Source organism: Enterobacter cloacae complex sp. IR5458 (assembly GCF_049238025.1).
In the GTDB taxonomy this organism is placed as follows: Bacteria; Pseudomonadota; Gammaproteobacteria; order Enterobacterales; family Enterobacteriaceae; genus Enterobacter; species Enterobacter kobei.
Genome location: NZ_JBMKIF010000002.1, coordinates 1 through 15,720, shown reverse-complemented (window position 1 = coordinate 15,720; position 15,720 = coordinate 1). Strand labels below are relative to the sequence as shown.

Annotated in this window: 16 protein-coding genes; 9 read left to right on the top strand and 7 right to left on the bottom strand. The window is 52.5% G+C overall.

Annotated features, from left to right (window positions below):
- Positions 1-51: 51 nt before the first annotated feature.
- Together ACOTYN_RS01475 and ACOTYN_RS01470 are read right to left on the bottom strand one after the other, a co-directional pair.
- Positions 52-300 carry a GlsB/YeaQ/YmgE family stress response membrane protein gene (locus tag ACOTYN_RS01475; protein ID WP_008500746.1) on the bottom strand — a complete coding sequence of 83 codons (249 nt, stop codon included), beginning with the start codon at positions 298-300 and terminating at the stop codon, positions 52-54.
- A gap of 280 nt (positions 301-580) precedes the next feature.
- Complete coding sequence (locus tag ACOTYN_RS01470; RefSeq protein WP_240498827.1) at positions 581-2,065, bottom strand: sensor domain-containing diguanylate cyclase; 1,485 nt, start codon at positions 2,063-2,065, stop codon at positions 581-583.
- A 192-nt stretch (positions 2,066-2,257) separates the two neighbouring features.
- Here ACOTYN_RS01470 and ACOTYN_RS01465 point away from each other — a divergent pair, with 192 nt between their 5' ends.
- Positions 2,258-3,757 carry an EAL domain-containing protein gene (locus tag ACOTYN_RS01465; RefSeq protein WP_071922334.1) on the top strand — a complete coding sequence of 500 codons (1,500 nt, stop codon included), beginning with the start codon at positions 2,258-2,260 and terminating at the stop codon, positions 3,755-3,757.
- A gap of 1 nt (position 3,758) precedes the next feature.
- On the opposite strand, the gene ACOTYN_RS01460 is transcribed toward ACOTYN_RS01465, so the two are convergent.
- The 3 genes from ACOTYN_RS01460 to icd all read right to left on the bottom strand — a co-directional run bounded on the left by ACOTYN_RS01460 (position 3,759) and on the right by icd (position 5,749).
- Complete coding sequence (locus ACOTYN_RS01460; protein WP_014883428.1) at positions 3,759-4,004, bottom strand: DUF2543 family protein; 246 nt, start codon at positions 4,002-4,004, stop codon at positions 3,759-3,761.
- A 69-nt stretch (positions 4,005-4,073) separates the two neighbouring features.
- A complete protein-coding gene (locus ACOTYN_RS01455) occupies positions 4,074-4,421 on the bottom strand; it encodes a DUF1304 domain-containing protein (RefSeq protein WP_047344171.1) in 348 nt (115 codons plus the stop codon).
- Between the two features lie 77 nt (positions 4,422-4,498).
- Complete coding sequence (gene icd / locus ACOTYN_RS01450) at positions 4,499-5,749, bottom strand: NADP-dependent isocitrate dehydrogenase (protein WP_014883426.1); 1,251 nt, start codon at positions 5,747-5,749, stop codon at positions 4,499-4,501.
- Between the two features lie 117 nt (positions 5,750-5,866).
- Here icd and rluE point away from each other — a divergent pair, with 117 nt between their 5' ends.
- The 8 genes from rluE (at position 5,867) to ACOTYN_RS01410 (ending at position 13,674) form a co-directional block, all read left to right on the top strand.
- Positions 5,867-6,520: a 23S rRNA pseudouridine(2457) synthase RluE gene (gene rluE, locus ACOTYN_RS01445; RefSeq protein ID WP_071922335.1), complete on the top strand. Its 654-nt coding sequence runs from the start codon at positions 5,867-5,869 to the stop codon at positions 6,518-6,520.
- A 9-nt stretch (positions 6,521-6,529) separates the two neighbouring features.
- A complete protein-coding gene (locus ACOTYN_RS01440) occupies positions 6,530-7,003 on the top strand; it encodes an NUDIX hydrolase (protein ID WP_014883424.1) in 474 nt (157 codons plus the stop codon).
- A gap of 40 nt (positions 7,004-7,043) precedes the next feature.
- Positions 7,044-8,156, top strand: a complete 1,113-nt coding sequence (gene mnmA, locus ACOTYN_RS01435) for a tRNA 2-thiouridine(34) synthase MnmA (protein WP_332956211.1) — start codon at positions 7,044-7,046, stop codon at positions 8,154-8,156.
- A 26-nt stretch (positions 8,157-8,182) separates the two neighbouring features.
- Complete coding sequence (gene hflD / locus ACOTYN_RS01430) at positions 8,183-8,812, top strand: high frequency lysogenization protein HflD (protein WP_014883422.1); 630 nt, start codon at positions 8,183-8,185, stop codon at positions 8,810-8,812.
- A 19-nt stretch (positions 8,813-8,831) separates the two neighbouring features.
- On the top strand, positions 8,832-10,202 hold the full coding sequence (purB, locus tag ACOTYN_RS01425) for an adenylosuccinate lyase (protein WP_014883421.1): 1,371 nt from the start codon (positions 8,832-8,834) through the stop codon (positions 10,200-10,202).
- Positions 10,203-10,325: 123 nt separating this feature from the next.
- Positions 10,326-10,997 (top strand): two-component system response regulator PhoP, encoded by a 672-nt coding sequence (gene phoP / locus ACOTYN_RS01420; RefSeq protein ID WP_014883420.1) that lies wholly within the window; start codon positions 10,326-10,328, stop codon positions 10,995-10,997.
- A complete protein-coding gene (gene phoQ, locus ACOTYN_RS01415) occupies positions 10,998-12,461 on the top strand; it encodes a two-component system sensor histidine kinase PhoQ (protein ID WP_014883419.1) in 1,464 nt (487 codons plus the stop codon). It abuts the gene before it with no gap.
- Positions 12,462-12,552: 91 nt separating this feature from the next.
- Positions 12,553-13,674: a cupin domain-containing protein gene (locus ACOTYN_RS01410; RefSeq protein ID WP_014883418.1), complete on the top strand. Its 1,122-nt coding sequence runs from the start codon at positions 12,553-12,555 to the stop codon at positions 13,672-13,674.
- 87 nt (positions 13,675-13,761) lie between these two features.
- On the opposite strand, the gene ACOTYN_RS01405 is transcribed toward ACOTYN_RS01410, so the two are convergent.
- A complete protein-coding gene (locus ACOTYN_RS01405) occupies positions 13,762-14,253 on the bottom strand; it encodes an REP-associated tyrosine transposase (RefSeq protein ID WP_047027470.1) in 492 nt (163 codons plus the stop codon).
- Positions 14,254-14,349: 96 nt separating this feature from the next.
- Positions 14,350-15,573 (bottom strand): peptidase T, encoded by a 1,224-nt coding sequence (pepT, locus tag ACOTYN_RS01400; protein ID WP_014883416.1) that lies wholly within the window; start codon positions 15,571-15,573, stop codon positions 14,350-14,352.
- Positions 15,574-15,720 lie beyond the last annotated feature (147 nt).

Below are 15,720 nucleotides of genomic sequence, written 5' to 3'. Positions count from 1 at the left end.
CCCGTGATGTAAAAAGGCCGCCATCCGGCAGCCTTTTTTAACGCTTCAGTTTTAGCTTTTGATCTTTCTGTAGATAAACAGCACAACCAGCGCGCCGATCACCGCAACCGCAAAGCTGCCGAAGTTAAAGCCATCTACTTTCCCGAAGCCGAACAGCGTACTGATCCAGCCGCCGACTACCGCGCCGACAATACCCAGTATTACGGTGACGATAAACCCACCGCCATCTTTGCCCGGCATGATCCACTTCGCCAGAATACCCGCAATCAGCCCAAAGATAATCCAGGATAAAATTCCCATAACTTTCCTCTCTGTATGGTTTTTGTCATTAAATCAACGACACAAAAAAGGATAGCACAGGATTTGAGAAAGGAAATTTGTGATAAGCCTCACACTGACCGGATGCGCATTTTACCATCAAAATGCCCTTCCCCAGGAAATGTGGGGTTGCATCTTTTGTTGAGAAAGATTATCTTTCTCAACACTGAATAGTTGAGAGAAATACTCAGGTATTCAGTACGACATTGCTCACATTGCTTCCAGTATTTCTTGCCCACGCTTTCGTGGGCTTTTTTTTGGGTTATACCCCAACAAAAGCGTGCCGGTTACGGCCTCCACGTTTTGCCTGATAGAGCGCCTGGTCCGCGGCAATAATAATTTTCTGCTGACTGCCCGCGATGTCGACAGCACGCGCAGTGGAGATGCCTACACTCACCGTGACCCGCCCGAAAGGACTGAACGCGTGTTCAATGTGGAGTGAGAAGACATTGCGAATAATCGCCTGTGCAAGGCGGAGCGCCTCCTGGATATCCGATTCAGGCAATATCAATGCAAACTCCTCCCCGCCATATCGCGCCACAAGCTGGTTGTCGCGAGTGAGGCTTTCCCTGAGGCAGTTTCCCAGTAATGCCAGACACCTGTCCCCTTCCGGGTGACCATAGTTATCGTTGTACTTTTTGAAGTAGTCCACATCCACGAGGAGGAGCGAAATCGGCGCGTCCTCTGCCGCACACATCGCGATGTCGGAGAGAATTTTTTCATCGAAAATACGTCGGTTATAAAGCCCGGTCAGGGCATCCTCCGAGGCAATAATCTTTAGCGCTTTGTTATCCCGTGTTTTTCTGGATAAGTCGGAATACAGGAAATAAGACGCCACGATGAGTATCGCGGTAAAAACGAAAATAAGTAAGGCAAGCTGAATCGCCTGCTTGCGCCAGGGGGAAAGGGCTTCATCCGCGCTGACCGCCACCGTCGTGACCAGTCCGTAGCGGCTGTTTTTCTCATAGGCATAGATGCGTTCGATTTTATCAAACCGGGAAACGGAGCTGGCTATCCCTGTATTTTGTACTTTTAGGTATTTCCTGAAGAGAGGGGAATCTGAAAAAATCGTACCGATATAGGTATTCTTAAAGGGGTAGCGAATCAGTAAAACGCCTGTTTGTGTCGTTAAGCCAATAACGCCCGCGTGTCCGATATTGATCTGTCCATAAAGGGTCAGAAAGTTTTCGATACCCAGCGTCACCACCACGACGCCGTTAAATGCCCCCGTGTGAGTATCAAGGCGTCGGCTTATGGTAATAACCCATTTACTATTGGTTCTGCTTATCACTGGCTCGCCAATAAATATCTGCTGGCTTTTATTTTCCTTGTGATAGACAAAGAATGACCGGTCCGCGCCTTTACGGGGACCTGCAAAAGTTTCGTGCAAGGCGGTGAAGATATCCCCCTGCGCATCATAGACAACCACATTATTAATCTGGGTAAGAAGGTTATCCTGATTGCTTATCATTCGCTGAATATTGATCGCCTGTTGCGGGGTCATGCCATAAATTTCAAGGGTGTCGGAAACGGTGGTAATCAACATTTCACTTTGGCGTATGATGCCTTCTGTATAGACATTCAGGGTATGGCTCAGGTTGGCAACGCTGGTATTGATCTGCTGGATTGACTGCTGTCGGGACGTTGCAATCTGCACGGCAAGCGACAATGAAATGATCAACGAGACAATGATGACGGTTATGGTTGTTGTGTAAAAAGTATTTTTGACATGCACGAGCTTTTCCACCTTATCACGCCTGACATCCCTGGCTGACAACTCTTGTCACTGTAACAAAGCTCAGGTTAAGAGGAAAATGAATTGCACTTAAGCATAGTTCATCCGCCTGGATTAGGCTGACTACCCATATTATCAGGCTTGTAGCAAGCCCAGCCTGTGATAAGATTTGAAAAATCAGGGAGCGGACAAGGTATCTGGAAAATGAAAAAGATCGTTGCCGTTACTATCGTTTCAGCGTTTCTGGTCTTTCTGTCTCTCTATACGGTCAATGCGGTTATCATGGGCCAGCAGAAAAGCAAACTGCGTGAGATTTCCCAGACCCTTTTACAGTATTCAGAAGGCCTGTCTCAGAGCGTGGCGCAGACACTTAAAGGCCTGACCACTCAGGGATGCGACAAAGCCAGCCTTGATCGCTACAGACAGATTAAGCTCGACAGCCTTTATTTTGCAGACATCGGTTTTATAGAGCAGGGAAAAATAATCTGTACCGCTTTTTGGGGAAAACTCGCTAACCCTGTCCCCCTGCCAGCAGAGCTCCATAAAACACCCAGGGGATTCCTGCTCGCGCAATTTTCCAGAAAAGATTTTTTCACGGGCAATGCGGCCATCTATAATAATCTTATTATCTTCTCCTCCCGCTACGCTTACGATAAATTCACCCCGGTTACCAGCAATTACTCCCTCAGCGCAACCACCAAAGACTTTGCCAGAATATTTTTTTCAGCAACCCATGAGGTAAAAGAACAGGATGGGGTACATTCCACGTTATTTACCCTCACCCTCACACAGTGCAGCACTTCCTGGGATTTGTGCGTCATTGTGAAGCATCACCATGCAGGACTGGCCTCGTTATCTCCCGCGGTGTTTGCCTTTCTCGTGGCTATTTTATGTTTTATCTGGATTGCGATAACGTTATTTTTCTTTCGACTCAATGAAGACCGATTTTCACTGGAACGGACGTTGGTTAAAGCTGTCTTAACCAACACTATTGGCGTTCACTACCAGCCCATAATTCGCATTCAGGATAGCAAAATAGTGGGCGTGGAGGTTTTATCGAGATGGCGCGACGCAAAACACGGTGACGTCTCGCCGGAATTGTTTATTCCATTAATCCAGAAAATTGGTTTGTATAAGAAATATTATACCCATATTCTTGAGAAATCCCTTAAGGACATCGCACCGCTGGTGCTTAAGCATCAGCTGGTCGTTTCGCTCAATGTTGGTCGAACGGAAATTGAAGATGGACAATTTATCAGCATTTTGCGCCGTGGATGTTTAGCCAACAACATTCCGCTGCCTCTGGTAAAAGTCGAGCTCTCTGAAAAAGCCGTTTCCACCGCGAATATTCTGGAGGGCTTCTGTCAGAAGTTAAAATCCCTTGGTGTCAGAATATCCATTGATGACTTCGGTGTGCAAAACTCCAACCTGGCCAGGCTTTCGCTTCTTGAATATGATGAGATCAAAATCGACAAGTCGCTGGTCGATGGCATCAGTGAGCATTATAAGCAGAACATTTTTGTGATCTTTAGCGACGCCCTCGCAAAACTGAATAAAACGCTGGTTTTCGAAGGCGTTGAGAACGAAATACAATTCCGCTTTATTGCTGAACGATATCCTGAGGCTCTGGTTCAGGGATGGTATTTTTCAAAATCTGTTTCCCGCCGTGAGCTTGCGAAGCGGCTCCTGGGTCTGGCGCGGTAGGCTATTCATTTCCCCACTGATTAAGGAAGTTCGCAATATCATCAATACGTTCAGCATGAACCCCGGCTTCACGCGCCATCTCTTGCTGAGCTTCCTCATCAATCTCCTCATTATTTGATAACCGCGTGAGCAGCAGCTGGAAATAATGCGCCAGTGGGTCCTGCTCTGACTCACTGACAGGCTTTGCGGCTTCCGTCGCGTATTCTTCGACGATGTCATAATACTTCAATGGGATGTCGTTATTCATAACTGTCTAAACCTCTCAGGATGAAGTCACAAGTATATCGGACGACGCACGGTTGACCAACGCGTTGCTTCAGATAAGCAGCGCAAGCAGGGCGGCAAGCGCAGGTAAAGCCTGAACATACAGAATCTTCCGGCTGGCGGTCACTGCGCCAAAGAGACCGGCAATCAGCACGCAGGCCAGGAAGAAGATGGCCACATGAACACCCTCTTCACCGAGCCAGAGGCTCCAGAGCAAACCCGCCGCAAGAAAACCGTTGTATAGCCCCTGATTCGCGGCCAGCGCGCGGGTTTCACGCGCAAATTCCGGGCTGAGATTAAACGCCTTATGCCCGGTTCTGGTGTCCCACAGGAACATTTCCAGCACAAGGATGTAAAGATGGATAAATGCAACGACAGCGATAAGAACAGTGGCTAGCATCGTGTTATTTCCTGCAGGCAGAGGCAAAAAAAACGGGAACCCTCAGGCCCCCGCTCTTGTTTAACCCAGAGTCTGGATTACATGTTCGCGATGATCGCGTCGCCAAACTCTGAACATTTCAGCAGTTTAGCGCCTTCCATCAGACGTTCGAAATCGTAAGTTACGGTTTTGGCGTTGATCGCGCCTTCCATACCTTTCACGATCAGGTCTGCGGCTTCGAACCATTCCATATGACGCAGCATCATCTCTGCGGACAGGATGATAGAGCCTGGGTTCACTTTGTCCTGACCTGCATATTTAGGAGCAGTACCGTGGGTCGCTTCGAACAGAGCGCACTCGTCACCGATGTTTGCACCAGGGGCGATACCGATACCGCCAACCTGTGCTGCCAGGGCGTCAGAGATGTAGTCACCGTTCAGGTTCATACAGGCAATCACGTCGTATTCAGCAGGACGCAGCAGGATCTGCTGCAGGAACGCATCGGCGATCACATCTTTAACGATGATCTCTTTGCCGGTGTTCGGGTTCTTGATCTTCTGCCACGGGCCACCGTCGATCAGCTCACCGCCGAACTCTTCTTTCGCCAACTGGTAACCCCAGTCTTTGAAGGCACCTTCGGTGAACTTCATGATGTTGCCTTTGTGAACCAGAGTCACAGAGTCACGGTCGTTGGTGATCGCGTATTCGATAGCCGCGCGCACCAGACGTTTAGTCCCTTCTTCGGAGCATGGCTTGATGCCGATACCGCAATGTTCAGGGAAGCGAATTTTCTTCACGCCCATCTCTTCGCGCAGGAATTTAATCACTTTTTCTGCGTCTGCAGAGTCTGCTTTCCACTCGATGCCCGCGTAGATGTCTTCTGAGTTTTCGCGGAAGATAACCATATCGGTCAGTTCAGGGTGCTTAACCGGGCTTGGGGTGCCCTGATAGTAACGCACCGGACGCAGACAGACGTACAGGTCCAGCTCCTGACGCAGTGCCACGTTCAGGGAGCGGATACCGCCGCCGACTGGGGTGGTCAATGGGCCTTTGATAGCAACGCGGTAGTCGCGGATCAGGTCCAGCGTTTCTGCTGGCAGCCAGACGTCCTGGCCATAAACTTGAGTCGATTTCTCACCGGTGTAAATTTCCATCCAGGAAATTTTACGCTCGCCTTTGTAGGCTTTCTCAACAGCGGCATCAACCACTTTCAGCATTGCCGGGGTAACGTCTACACCGATACCGTCACCTTCAATGAACGGGATAATCGGATTGTGAGGAACGTTAATCTTGCCGTTTTGCAGGGTGATCTTTTTACCTTCCGCCGGAACAACTACTTTGCTTTCCATTAACCTCTCCTTCGAGCGCTTCTGGTTGTTACTGATCTTATGTTAATAAATTGTAATGAGCCCTTCGATAGTACCTGAATGTCCTGCGCCATGAAAGGTCTTCGTTATTAGGCTATAATGCGGCAATTGATAACGCCTGAAAATACCATGAAGAAAACTTCTTTTACAAAACACCGGGTTGAGCGATTCAGCTCGCGACAAGCCGCCAGAAGACCGCAAGAAACCCAGCCGAAGCGGGTTATTTTGTTCAATAAACCCTACGATGTTTTGCCGCAGTTCACCGATGAGGCCGGACGCAGCACGCTGAAGGATTACATTCCCGTTCAGGGCGTTTACGCCGCCGGGCGTCTGGACCGGGACAGCGAAGGACTTTTAGTTTTAACCAACGACGGCGCTCTGCAGGCAAAGCTCACACAGCCGGGAAAACGCACGGGCAAAATTTACTTCGTGCAGGTCGAAGGCGAACCGGACGAAGAAACGCTGGAGAAATTACGCCGTGGCGTAACGCTGAACGATGGCCCAACCCTGCCTGCAGGTATTGAACGCGTGGATGAGCCGGAGTGGCTATGGCCGCGCAATCCGCCCATCCGCGAACGCAAATCCATTCCGACAAGCTGGCTCAAAATCACCCTTTATGAAGGCCGCAACCGTCAGGTTCGGCGCATGACCGCGCACGTCGGCTTCCCTACTCTGCGTCTGATTCGCTACGCCATGGGCAGCTATACCCTGGAAACGCTGGCAAACGGTGAATGGCGAGACGTTACCGCTTAAGGAGTCACTATGTTTAAACCTCATGTTACGGTCGCCTGCGTGGTCCACGCCCAGGGTAAATTCCTTGTGGTCGAAGAGAGCATTAACGGTAAAGCGCTGTGGAACCAGCCAGCCGGGCACCTTGAAGCCAATGAGACCTTACTGCAGGCAGCAAAACGCGAGCTGTGGGAAGAGACCGGCATACACGCTGAACCCCAGCACTTTATCCGACTGCATCAGTGGATTGCGCCCGATAGCACCCCGTTCCTGCGCTTCTTGTTTGCCGTCGAGCTTAGCGAAATGTGCGCCACAGAGCCGCAGGATGACGATATCGACCGCTGCCTGTGGGTGACTGCCGAGGAGATCCTTAACGCGCCAAACCTGCGCTCGCCGCTGGTTGCGGAAAGCATTCGCTGCTGGCAGTCTGCTGGCCGCTTACCGCTGGAAGTCATCGGCGCATTTAACTGGCCGTTTACAGAGGGTGCCAATGGTGGGGGGGCGTGATAGAATACGCCGCCTTGAAGTTCAATGTCGTGAGTATTCCATGTCAGATAACAGCCAGAAAAAAGTGATCGTCGGCATGTCCGGCGGTGTCGATTCCTCCGTTTCCGCCTACCTGTTACAGCAACAGGGCTATAAGGTGGAGGGCCTGTTCATGAAGAACTGGGAGGAAGATGATGGCGAGGAATACTGCACTGCCGCTGCGGATCTCGCCGATGCGCAGGCCGTGTGCGATAAGCTCGGCATTGAACTGCACACCGTTAACTTTGCTGCAGAATACTGGGATAACGTCTTTGAACTGTTCCTGGAAGAGTACAAAGCGGGGCGCACCCCGAACCCGGATATTCTGTGCAACAAAGAGATCAAATTTAAAGCCTTCCTGGAATTCGCTGCGGAAGATCTGGGCGCAGACTACATTGCGACCGGCCACTACGTGCGTCGTGCAGATGTGAATGGCAAAAGCCAACTGCTGCGCGGTCTGGACGGCAACAAAGATCAGAGCTACTTCCTTTATACCCTGAGCCACGAACAGATCGCCCAGAGCCTGTTCCCGGTTGGCGAGCTGGAAAAGCCGCAGGTACGTAAAATCGCGGAAGATCTGGACCTGATCACCGCAAAGAAAAAGGACTCTACCGGCATCTGTTTCATCGGTGAGCGCAAATTCCGTGATTTCCTTGGCCGCTACCTGCCTGCACAGCCGGGTAAAATTGTCACCGTTGATGGCGATGAGATCGGCCAGCACCAGGGGCTGATGTACCATACTTTAGGCCAGCGCAAAGGTCTGGGTATCGGTGGAACCAAAGATGGCAGCGAAGATCCGTGGTATGTGGTCGACAAAGATGTCGAAAACAATATTCTGGTTGTCGCCCAGGGGCACGACCATCCGCGTCTGATGTCCGTTGGCCTTATCGCGCAACAGCTGCACTGGGTCGATCGCGAGCCGCTGAAAGGCACGCTGCGCTGCACGGTGAAAACGCGCTACCGTCAGACCGATATTCCTTGCACCGTTACCGCGCTCGATGACGATCGCATTGACGTGCGTTTTGACGAGCCGGTTGCCGCCGTCACCCCAGGTCAGTCTGCTGTCTTCTACAGCGGCGAAATCTGCCTGGGCGGCGGGATCATTGAACAGCGCCTGCCGCTGCCCGCTGTTTAACAGAGTGCACACATAAAGGAGACCATGTGGCGAAGAACTACTACGACATCACCCTGGCGCTGGCAGGAATTTGCCAGTCTGCCCGTCTGGTGCAACAGCTGGCGCATCAGGGTCATTGCGATGCCGATGCCCTGCACGTTTCACTCAACAGCGTTATCGACCTTAACCCCGGTTCAACTCTGGGTGTATTTGGTGGGAGTGAAACCAATCTTCGTCTCGGTCTTGAAACCCTGCTTGGCGTGCTTAACGCCAGTAGTCGTCAAGGGTTAAACGCAGAACTGACCCGCTACACCTTAAGCCTGATGGTACTTGAGCGTAAGTTGAGCGCGGCGAAAGGCGCGCTCAATACCCTGGGCGATCGTATCGGCGGGCTCCAGCGTCAACTCGACCATTTTGATCTGCAATCCGAAACGCTGCTGAGCGCGATGGCCGGTATTTACGTTGATGTCATCAGCCCGCTGGGCCCACGTATTCAAGTCACCGGATCCCCTGCCGTACTGCAAAGCCCACAGGTGCAGGCAAAAGTACGTGCGTCCCTGCTGGCAGGGATCCGCGCCGCCGTGCTGTGGCATCAGGTTGGCGGTGGCCGTCTGCAGTTAATGTTTTCTCGTAATCGCCTGACCACTCAGGCAAAACAAATTCTTGCTCATTGTTAACCTCCCGGAGTTGCGAATTATGGAATTATCCTCACTGACCGCCGTATCCCCTGTCGATGGACGCTACGGCGATAAAGTCAGCGCGCTGCGCGGGATCTTCAGCGAATATGGTTTGCTGAAGTTCCGTGTTCAGGTTGAAGTACGCTGGCTGCAGAAGCTGGCCGCCCAGGCAGCAATCAAGGAAGTTCCTGCTTTTGACGAAAAGGCAAACGATTACCTTGATAAAATCGTTGCTGAGTTTAGCGAAGAAGATGCCGCGCGCATTAAGACCATTGAACGCACCACCAACCACGACGTGAAAGCGGTTGAGTACTTCCTGAAAGAGAAAGTGGAAAGCGTCCCTGCCCTGCACGCGGTGTCAGAGTTCATTCACTTCGCCTGTACCTCTGAAGATATCAACAACCTGTCTCACGCGCTGATGCTCTCTACCGCGCGTAAAGAGGTTGTGCTGCCTTACTGGCGTAAGATCATCGACGCGGTGAAAGCGCTCTCCGTGGAATACCGCGACATTCCGCTGCTTTCCCGTACTCACGGCCAGCCAGCCACCCCTTCCACCATGGGTAAAGAGATGGCAAACGTGGCGTACCGCATGGAGCGCCAGTACCGTCAGCTTGAGCAGGTTGAAATTCTGGGCAAAATCAACGGCGCGGTCGGTAACTACAATGCCCACATCGCCGCTTACCCGGAAGTGGACTGGCACCAGTTCAGCGAAGAGTTCGTGACCTCTCTGGGTATTCAGTGGAACCCGTACACCACCCAGATTGAGCCGCACGACTATATCGCCGAACTGTTTGACTGCATCGCGCGCTTTAACACCATCCTGATCGACTTCGATCGTGACGTGTGGGGCTACATTGCGCTTAACCACTTCAAGCAGAAAACCATCGCCGGTGAAATTGGTTCTTCCACCATGCCGCATAAAGTGAACCCAATCGACTTCGAAAACTCCGAAGGCAACCTGGGCCTGGCGAATGCGGTGCTGCAGCATATGGCGAGCAAACTGCCGGTATCCCGCTGGCAGCGTGACCTGACCGATTCCACCGTGCTGCGTAACCTGGGCGTGGGCATTGGCTACGCGCTGATCGCTTACCAGTCCACCCTGAAAGGCGTGAGCAAACTGGAAGTGAATCGCGATCGTCTGCTGGACGAACTGGATCACAACTGGGAAGTGCTGGCGGAGCCGATTCAGACCGTGATGCGTCGCTACGGCATCGAAAAGCCGTATGAAAAACTGAAAGAGCTGACTCGCGGCAAGCGTGTAGATGCTGAAGGCATGAAACAGTTTATTGACGGTCTGGCACTGCCAGAAGAAGAGAAAACGCGCCTGAAAGCCATGACGCCGGCGAACTACATTGGCCGCGCCATTACCATGGTCGACGAGCTGAAGTAACACCCCTTCCCCCCTTTCCGCCCGGAAAGGGGGTTGCTTTTCCCCGGTTTACTGAATGTTTATCCCCACGGCAACATAATCAGCGTTAAACTATTCGTACTACATATTCTGGGAGAAAAGATGATGCGCGTACTGGTTGTTGAGGATAACGCATTGCTACGCCACCACCTGAAGGTTCAGCTTCAGGAGATGGGACATCAGGTGGACGATGCTGAAGATGCAAAAGAAGCCGATTATTATCTCAATGAACATCTGCCGGATATCGCCATTGTCGATTTAGGCTTGCCTGATGAAGACGGTCTGTCGTTAATTCGTCGCTGGCGCAGCCATGATGTTTCTCTCCCGGTGCTGGTTCTGACCGCCCGCGAAGGCTGGCAGGACAAAGTTGAAGTGCTCAGCGCCGGTGCGGATGATTACGTCACCAAGCCGTTCCATATTGAAGAAGTGGCTGCGCGAATGCAGGCGCTATTACGCCGCAACAGCGGGCTGGCTTCACAGGTTATCTCCATCCCGCCTTTCCAGGTGGATCTCTCCCGACGCGAGCTCTCGATTAACAATGAAGTGATCAAGCTGACCGCATTCGAATACACCATCATGGAAACGCTGATCCGTAACAGTGGCAAGGTTGTGAGCAAAGACTCCTTAATGCTCCAGCTCTACCCGGACGCGGAGCTGCGCGAGAGCCATACTATTGATGTGCTGATGGGGCGTTTGCGTAAGAAAATTCAGGCGCAGTACCCGCAGGATGTGATCACGACCGTCCGCGGCCAGGGCTACCTGTTTGAATTACGCTAAATGAGACAGATTTTGCGCCATATACTGCCCCTCTCACTGCGGGTTCGTTTTTTGCTGGCAACGGCCGCAGTGGTGCTGGTGCTGTCGCTCTCCTACGGTATGGTCGCCCTGGTGGGTTACAGCGTCAGCTTCGATAAAACGACTTTTCGACTGTTACGTGGCGAAAGTAATCTGTTTTACACTCTGGCGAAATGGGAAAACAACCGTATCAGCGTTGAAATGCCCGAGAACCTGAATCAACAGAGCCCTACTTTAGCCCTGATTTACAACGAAAAAGGGAAGTTGCTGTGGGCGCAAAGAGATATCCCGTGGCTGGTTAAAAGCATTCGTCCGGAGTGGCTTAAAACCAATGGTTTTCATGAGATAGAAGCCGATCTTAACACCACCAGCTCGCTGATTCGCGAAGATCGCTCTATGCAGCAGAAACTCAATGAAATCCGCGAGGATGATGCCGAAACGGAGATGACGCACTCCGTGGCGATTAATATCTACCCGGCGACGATGAACATGCCGCAGCTGACCATTGTGGTGATCGACACCATTCCTGTCGAGCTCAAGCGCTCCTACAGGGTCTGGAGCTGGTTCGTTTATGTTCTGGCCGCTAACCTGCTGCTGGTAATCCCGCTGCTTTGGGTGGCGGCGTGGTGGAGCTTGCGCCCCATTGAATCCCTGGCGCGAGAGGTGCGCGAGCTTGAGGAACACCATCGCGAAAAACTCAATCCGGAAACCACCCGTGAGCTGACAAGTCTGGTACGTAATCTCAATCGCCTGCTGAAAAGTGAACGTGAACGCTATGATAAGTACCGTACAACTCTGACTGACCTCACTCACAGCCTGAAAACACCGCTGGCCGTGATGCAAAGTACCCTGCGTTCAATGCGCAGTTCAAAGCTGAGCGTTGATGATGCCGAGCCGGTGATGCTGGAGCAGATCAGTCGAATCTCACAGCAAATTGGCTATTACCTGCACCGCGCCAGTATGCGTTCCGGCAGCGCGCTTCTGAGCCGCGAGCTGCACCCGGTGGCACCGCTGCTGGATAATCTTACGTCCGCCCTCAACAAGGTGTACCAGCGTAAAGGGGTGAACATCAGCCTCGATATCTCGCCTGAGATAAGCTTTGTCGGCGAAAAGAATGACTTCATGGAAGTCATGGGCAACCTGCTGGATAACGCCTGTAAATACTGCCTGGAGTTTGTGGAAGTGTCTGCGCGTCAGACGGATAACGAGTTACATATTATCGTTGAAGATGATGGCCCGGGGATCCCGCGCAATAAACGTGATGTGGTGTTCGATCGCGGCCAGCGCGCCGATACGCTGCGCCCCGGCCAGGGGGTGGGGTTAGCCGTCGCACGTGAAATTGTCGACCAGTACGATGGAAAAATTGAAACCAGCGAAAGTTTGCTGGGCGGCGCCAGAATGGAAGTGATTTTTGGTCGCCAGCAGCCCACATCGAACGATAGTTAACCCGTTATGTGAAAAATGCGAGGATCTCGCAGCCGGGGGGCTGAGCTTCCGTTATAATCCGTGTCAGTAAGAACCTGCGGAATAAAAAAATATGGATTATCACTTAACGCTTAACTGGCCCGAGTTTATTGAACGTTACTGGCAAAAACGCCCGGTGGTTCTGAAACGTGGGTTCAGCAACTTTGTCGACCCTATCTCGCCTGACGAACTGGCCGGTCTGGCCATGGAAAACGAAGTCGACAGCCGCCTGGTCAGTCACCAGGACGGGAAATGGCAGGTCAGTCACGGTCCTTTCGAAAGCTATGATCATCTCGGTGAAAACAACTGGTCGCTGCTGGTGCAGGCCGTCAACCACTGGCACGAACCCACTGCCGCGCTAATGCGCCCGTTCCGCGCCCTGCCCGACTGGCGGATGGACGATCTGATGATCTCCTTCTCCGTTCCGGGTGGCGGCGTGGGTCCGCACCTTGACCAGTACGACGTGTTTATTATTCAGGGTACGGGTCGCCGCCGCTGGCGCGTGGGCGAGAAAGTGCCGATGAAACAGCACTGTCCGCATCCGGACCTGCTTCAGGTGGATCCGTTTGAAGGGATTATTGATGAAGAGCTGGAGCCAGGCGATATTCTCTACATTCCGCCTGGGTTCCCGCATGAGGGTTACTCCCTGGAAAACTCGCTCAACTACTCGGTTGGGTTCCGCGCACCAAGCGGTCGCGAGATGATCAGCGGCTTTGCCGACTATGTTCTGCAACGCGAGCTGGGCAGCTATCGCTACAGCGATCCGGATGTGCCTGCGCGCGAGCATCCGGCAGATATTCTGCCAGCAGAGCTGGACAAGCTGCGCGGTATGATGCTGGATCTGATCAACGAGCCGGAACATTTCAGACAGTGGTTTGGCGAGTTTATTAGCCAGTCCCGCCACGAGCTGGACGTGGCGCCTCCGGAGCCGCCTTATCAGGCTGACGAGATTTATGATGCCCTTCAGCAGGGCGACAAGCTGGTTCGTCTGGGCGGGTTGCGCGTGCTGCGCATCGGTGAAGAGGTCTTCGTCAATGGCGAGAAGCTGGATTCCCCGCACCGTCCTGCACTGGAAGCGATTGCCAGCCATATGGTTCTGACTGCTGAAACCTTTGGCGATGCGCTGGAAGATCCCTCATTCCTCGCCATGCTGGCCGCGCTGGTTAACAGCGGGTATTGGTTTTTTGAGGATTGAGTCTTGAGATGTGCCGGGTGGCGGCTTCGCCTTACCCGGCCTACATTCCGATCGTAGACCCGGTAAGCGCAGCGCCACCGGGCAATGTCACTTCCGCTCCCCCGCCGCAAACTCCTCGATCTCACCTGCCCAATCGGCAGGATATAATCCCTCGTGAACATCGCGATGAAACGTTGAAAACGGCCAGTCGATAACCTTACTGACATACCCATGCTTCATCGGATTGATGTAGATGTAATCCAAATGCCGCCGGTAATCCTCTTCGTTTCGAATGGTGTGCTCCCAGAAACGCGGCTGCCAGATATGACGCATGTCGATGTTACGACTGAACGTTTTTTTGATATCACGCCAGCGTGCCGAAAAGTCACTGTCTCCTTCCGGTAAGGTCCAGATACAGTGCATATGTTCAGGGAGAATAACCCAGGCGTTAATGGTGAAGGGTTTCGCACGTTTAACCGTTAAGGTTGCAGCACGTAAGCTGTCGATATGGCGGGTAAGCAAATCGCTCTGGCGGTTTTGAAGGTTAACGGTGAAAAACCAGGTGCCGCCGGGAATATAGTGGCGACGATAGTTTGACATGGGGGCTCCTTGCCTGAATGCCGGGTGGCGGCTTCGCCTTACCCGGCCTACATTTCGATCGTAGGCCCGGTAAGCGCAGCGCCACCGGGCAATGTCTCACCGCTTCGCGGTTAACTCCGCTATGCGCACAATCACCTTCACCGCTTTTTCCATTCCTTCCAGCGTCACAAACTCATGCTTGCCGTGGTAGTTGTAGCCACCGGTAAACAGGTTCGGGCACGGCAATCCCATAAATGACAGCTGCGAACCGTCGGTACCGCCACGAATCGGTTTTAAGATCGGTTCAATATCGCAGTCGCGCATTGCCTGCCGGGCGATATCAATTATGTGCGGATGCGCCATCACCTTCTCACGCATATTGTAATAGCTGTCTTCGATGATGAGTTCAATGTAGCAGTCAGGATGCAGCCCTTTGCCTACCTTTTTGGCGATCTCCATCATCTTACGCTTGCGCGCTTCAAAGGCTTTACGGTCAAAATCGCGCACGATGTAGTGCATCTGGGCGCTATCCACGGTGCCCTTAATGCTGGTCAGGTGATAGAAACCTTCATACCCGTCTGTCATCTCCGGGCTCTCTTGCGCCGGGACTTCAGCATGAATACGCGACGCCAGCGACAGCGCATTCACCATCACCCCTTTGGCTGAGCCGGGGTGAACGTTGTTCCCGACAATTTTAATGGTGACCGAAGCGGCGTTAAAGTTTTCATACTCCAGCTCGCCCACGCCACCGCCATCGACGGTGTAGGCCCACTGCGCGTTAAAAGCCTCCACATCGAAATGTTTCGCGCCTTTCCCCACCTCTTCGTCCGGCGTGAAAGCAACCCGGATATCCCCGTGCGGAATGTTTTTGCCTTTCAGCACCGCCAGCGCCGTCATGATCTCCGCGATCCCCGCCTTATCATCTGCGCCCAGCAGCGTTTTCCCGTCGGTGGTGATGAGCGTCTGACCGAGCAGCTGGTGCAGGACCGGGAACATCACGGGAGAGAGCACTTCATCGCCAATGCCCAGCGCAATATCACCGCCGCGGTAGTTTTCAACAATCTGCGGGTTCACATGTTTACCGCTAAAATCCGGAGAGGTGTCGACATGGGAGATAAAGCCAATCGCCGGGATATCACCCGGGACATTCGCCGGCAGCGTGCCCATCACAGTGCCCTTTTCGCTTAACGTGACGTTAACCAGCCCCATGGCGTCGAGCTGCTCTTTAAGCAGGTTTAATAACTTCCACTGGCCTTCGGTGCTTGGCACCTGGCGGACACCCGGTTTAGATTGGGTATCCAGCGAAACGTACTGTAAAAAACGCTCAAGTAATTTATCCATGCAGTCACCCTCACTTTTTGTGACAACATTATCAATAAGCATCAAAACGCAAATATTGCGTCAGGTCACTTTTATCCCGCAAACGAGAATATTTAATGAGATGGTCACTCCCTCCTTCCCGGTACTATGCTGAGGACAGGCTTTCAT

Excerpts from the sequence above, each read along its gene's own strand:
- ACOTYN_RS01475 (WP_008500746.1), bottom strand. The coding sequence starts at position 300 with ATGGGAATTTTATCCTGGATTATCTTTGGGCTGATTGCGGGTATTCTG.
- ACOTYN_RS01465 (WP_071922334.1), top strand. The coding sequence starts at position 2,258 with ATGAAAAAGATCGTTGCCGTTACTATCGTTTCAGCGTTTCTGGTCTTT.
- ACOTYN_RS01460 (WP_014883428.1), bottom strand. The coding sequence starts at position 4,004 with ATGAATAACGACATCCCATTGAAGTATTATGACATCGTCGAAGAATAC.
- ACOTYN_RS01455 (WP_047344171.1), bottom strand. The coding sequence starts at position 4,421 with ATGCTAGCCACTGTTCTTATCGCTGTCGTTGCATTTATCCATCTTTAC.
- icd (WP_014883426.1), bottom strand. The coding sequence starts at position 5,749 with ATGGAAAGCAAAGTAGTTGTTCCGGCGGAAGGTAAAAAGATCACCCTG.
- rluE (WP_071922335.1), top strand. The coding sequence starts at position 5,867 with ATGCGGCAATTGATAACGCCTGAAAATACCATGAAGAAAACTTCTTTT.
- ACOTYN_RS01440 (WP_014883424.1), top strand. The coding sequence starts at position 6,530 with ATGTTTAAACCTCATGTTACGGTCGCCTGCGTGGTCCACGCCCAGGGT.
- mnmA (WP_332956211.1), top strand. The coding sequence starts at position 7,044 with ATGTCAGATAACAGCCAGAAAAAAGTGATCGTCGGCATGTCCGGCGGT.
- purB (WP_014883421.1), top strand. The coding sequence starts at position 8,832 with ATGGAATTATCCTCACTGACCGCCGTATCCCCTGTCGATGGACGCTAC.
- phoP (WP_014883420.1), top strand. The coding sequence starts at position 10,326 with ATGCGCGTACTGGTTGTTGAGGATAACGCATTGCTACGCCACCACCTG.
- phoQ (WP_014883419.1), top strand. The coding sequence starts at position 10,998 with ATGAGACAGATTTTGCGCCATATACTGCCCCTCTCACTGCGGGTTCGT.
- ACOTYN_RS01410 (WP_014883418.1), top strand. The coding sequence starts at position 12,553 with ATGGATTATCACTTAACGCTTAACTGGCCCGAGTTTATTGAACGTTAC.
- ACOTYN_RS01405 (WP_047027470.1), bottom strand. The coding sequence starts at position 14,253 with ATGTCAAACTATCGTCGCCACTATATTCCCGGCGGCACCTGGTTTTTC.
- pepT (WP_014883416.1), bottom strand. The coding sequence starts at position 15,573 with ATGGATAAATTACTTGAGCGTTTTTTACAGTACGTTTCGCTGGATACC.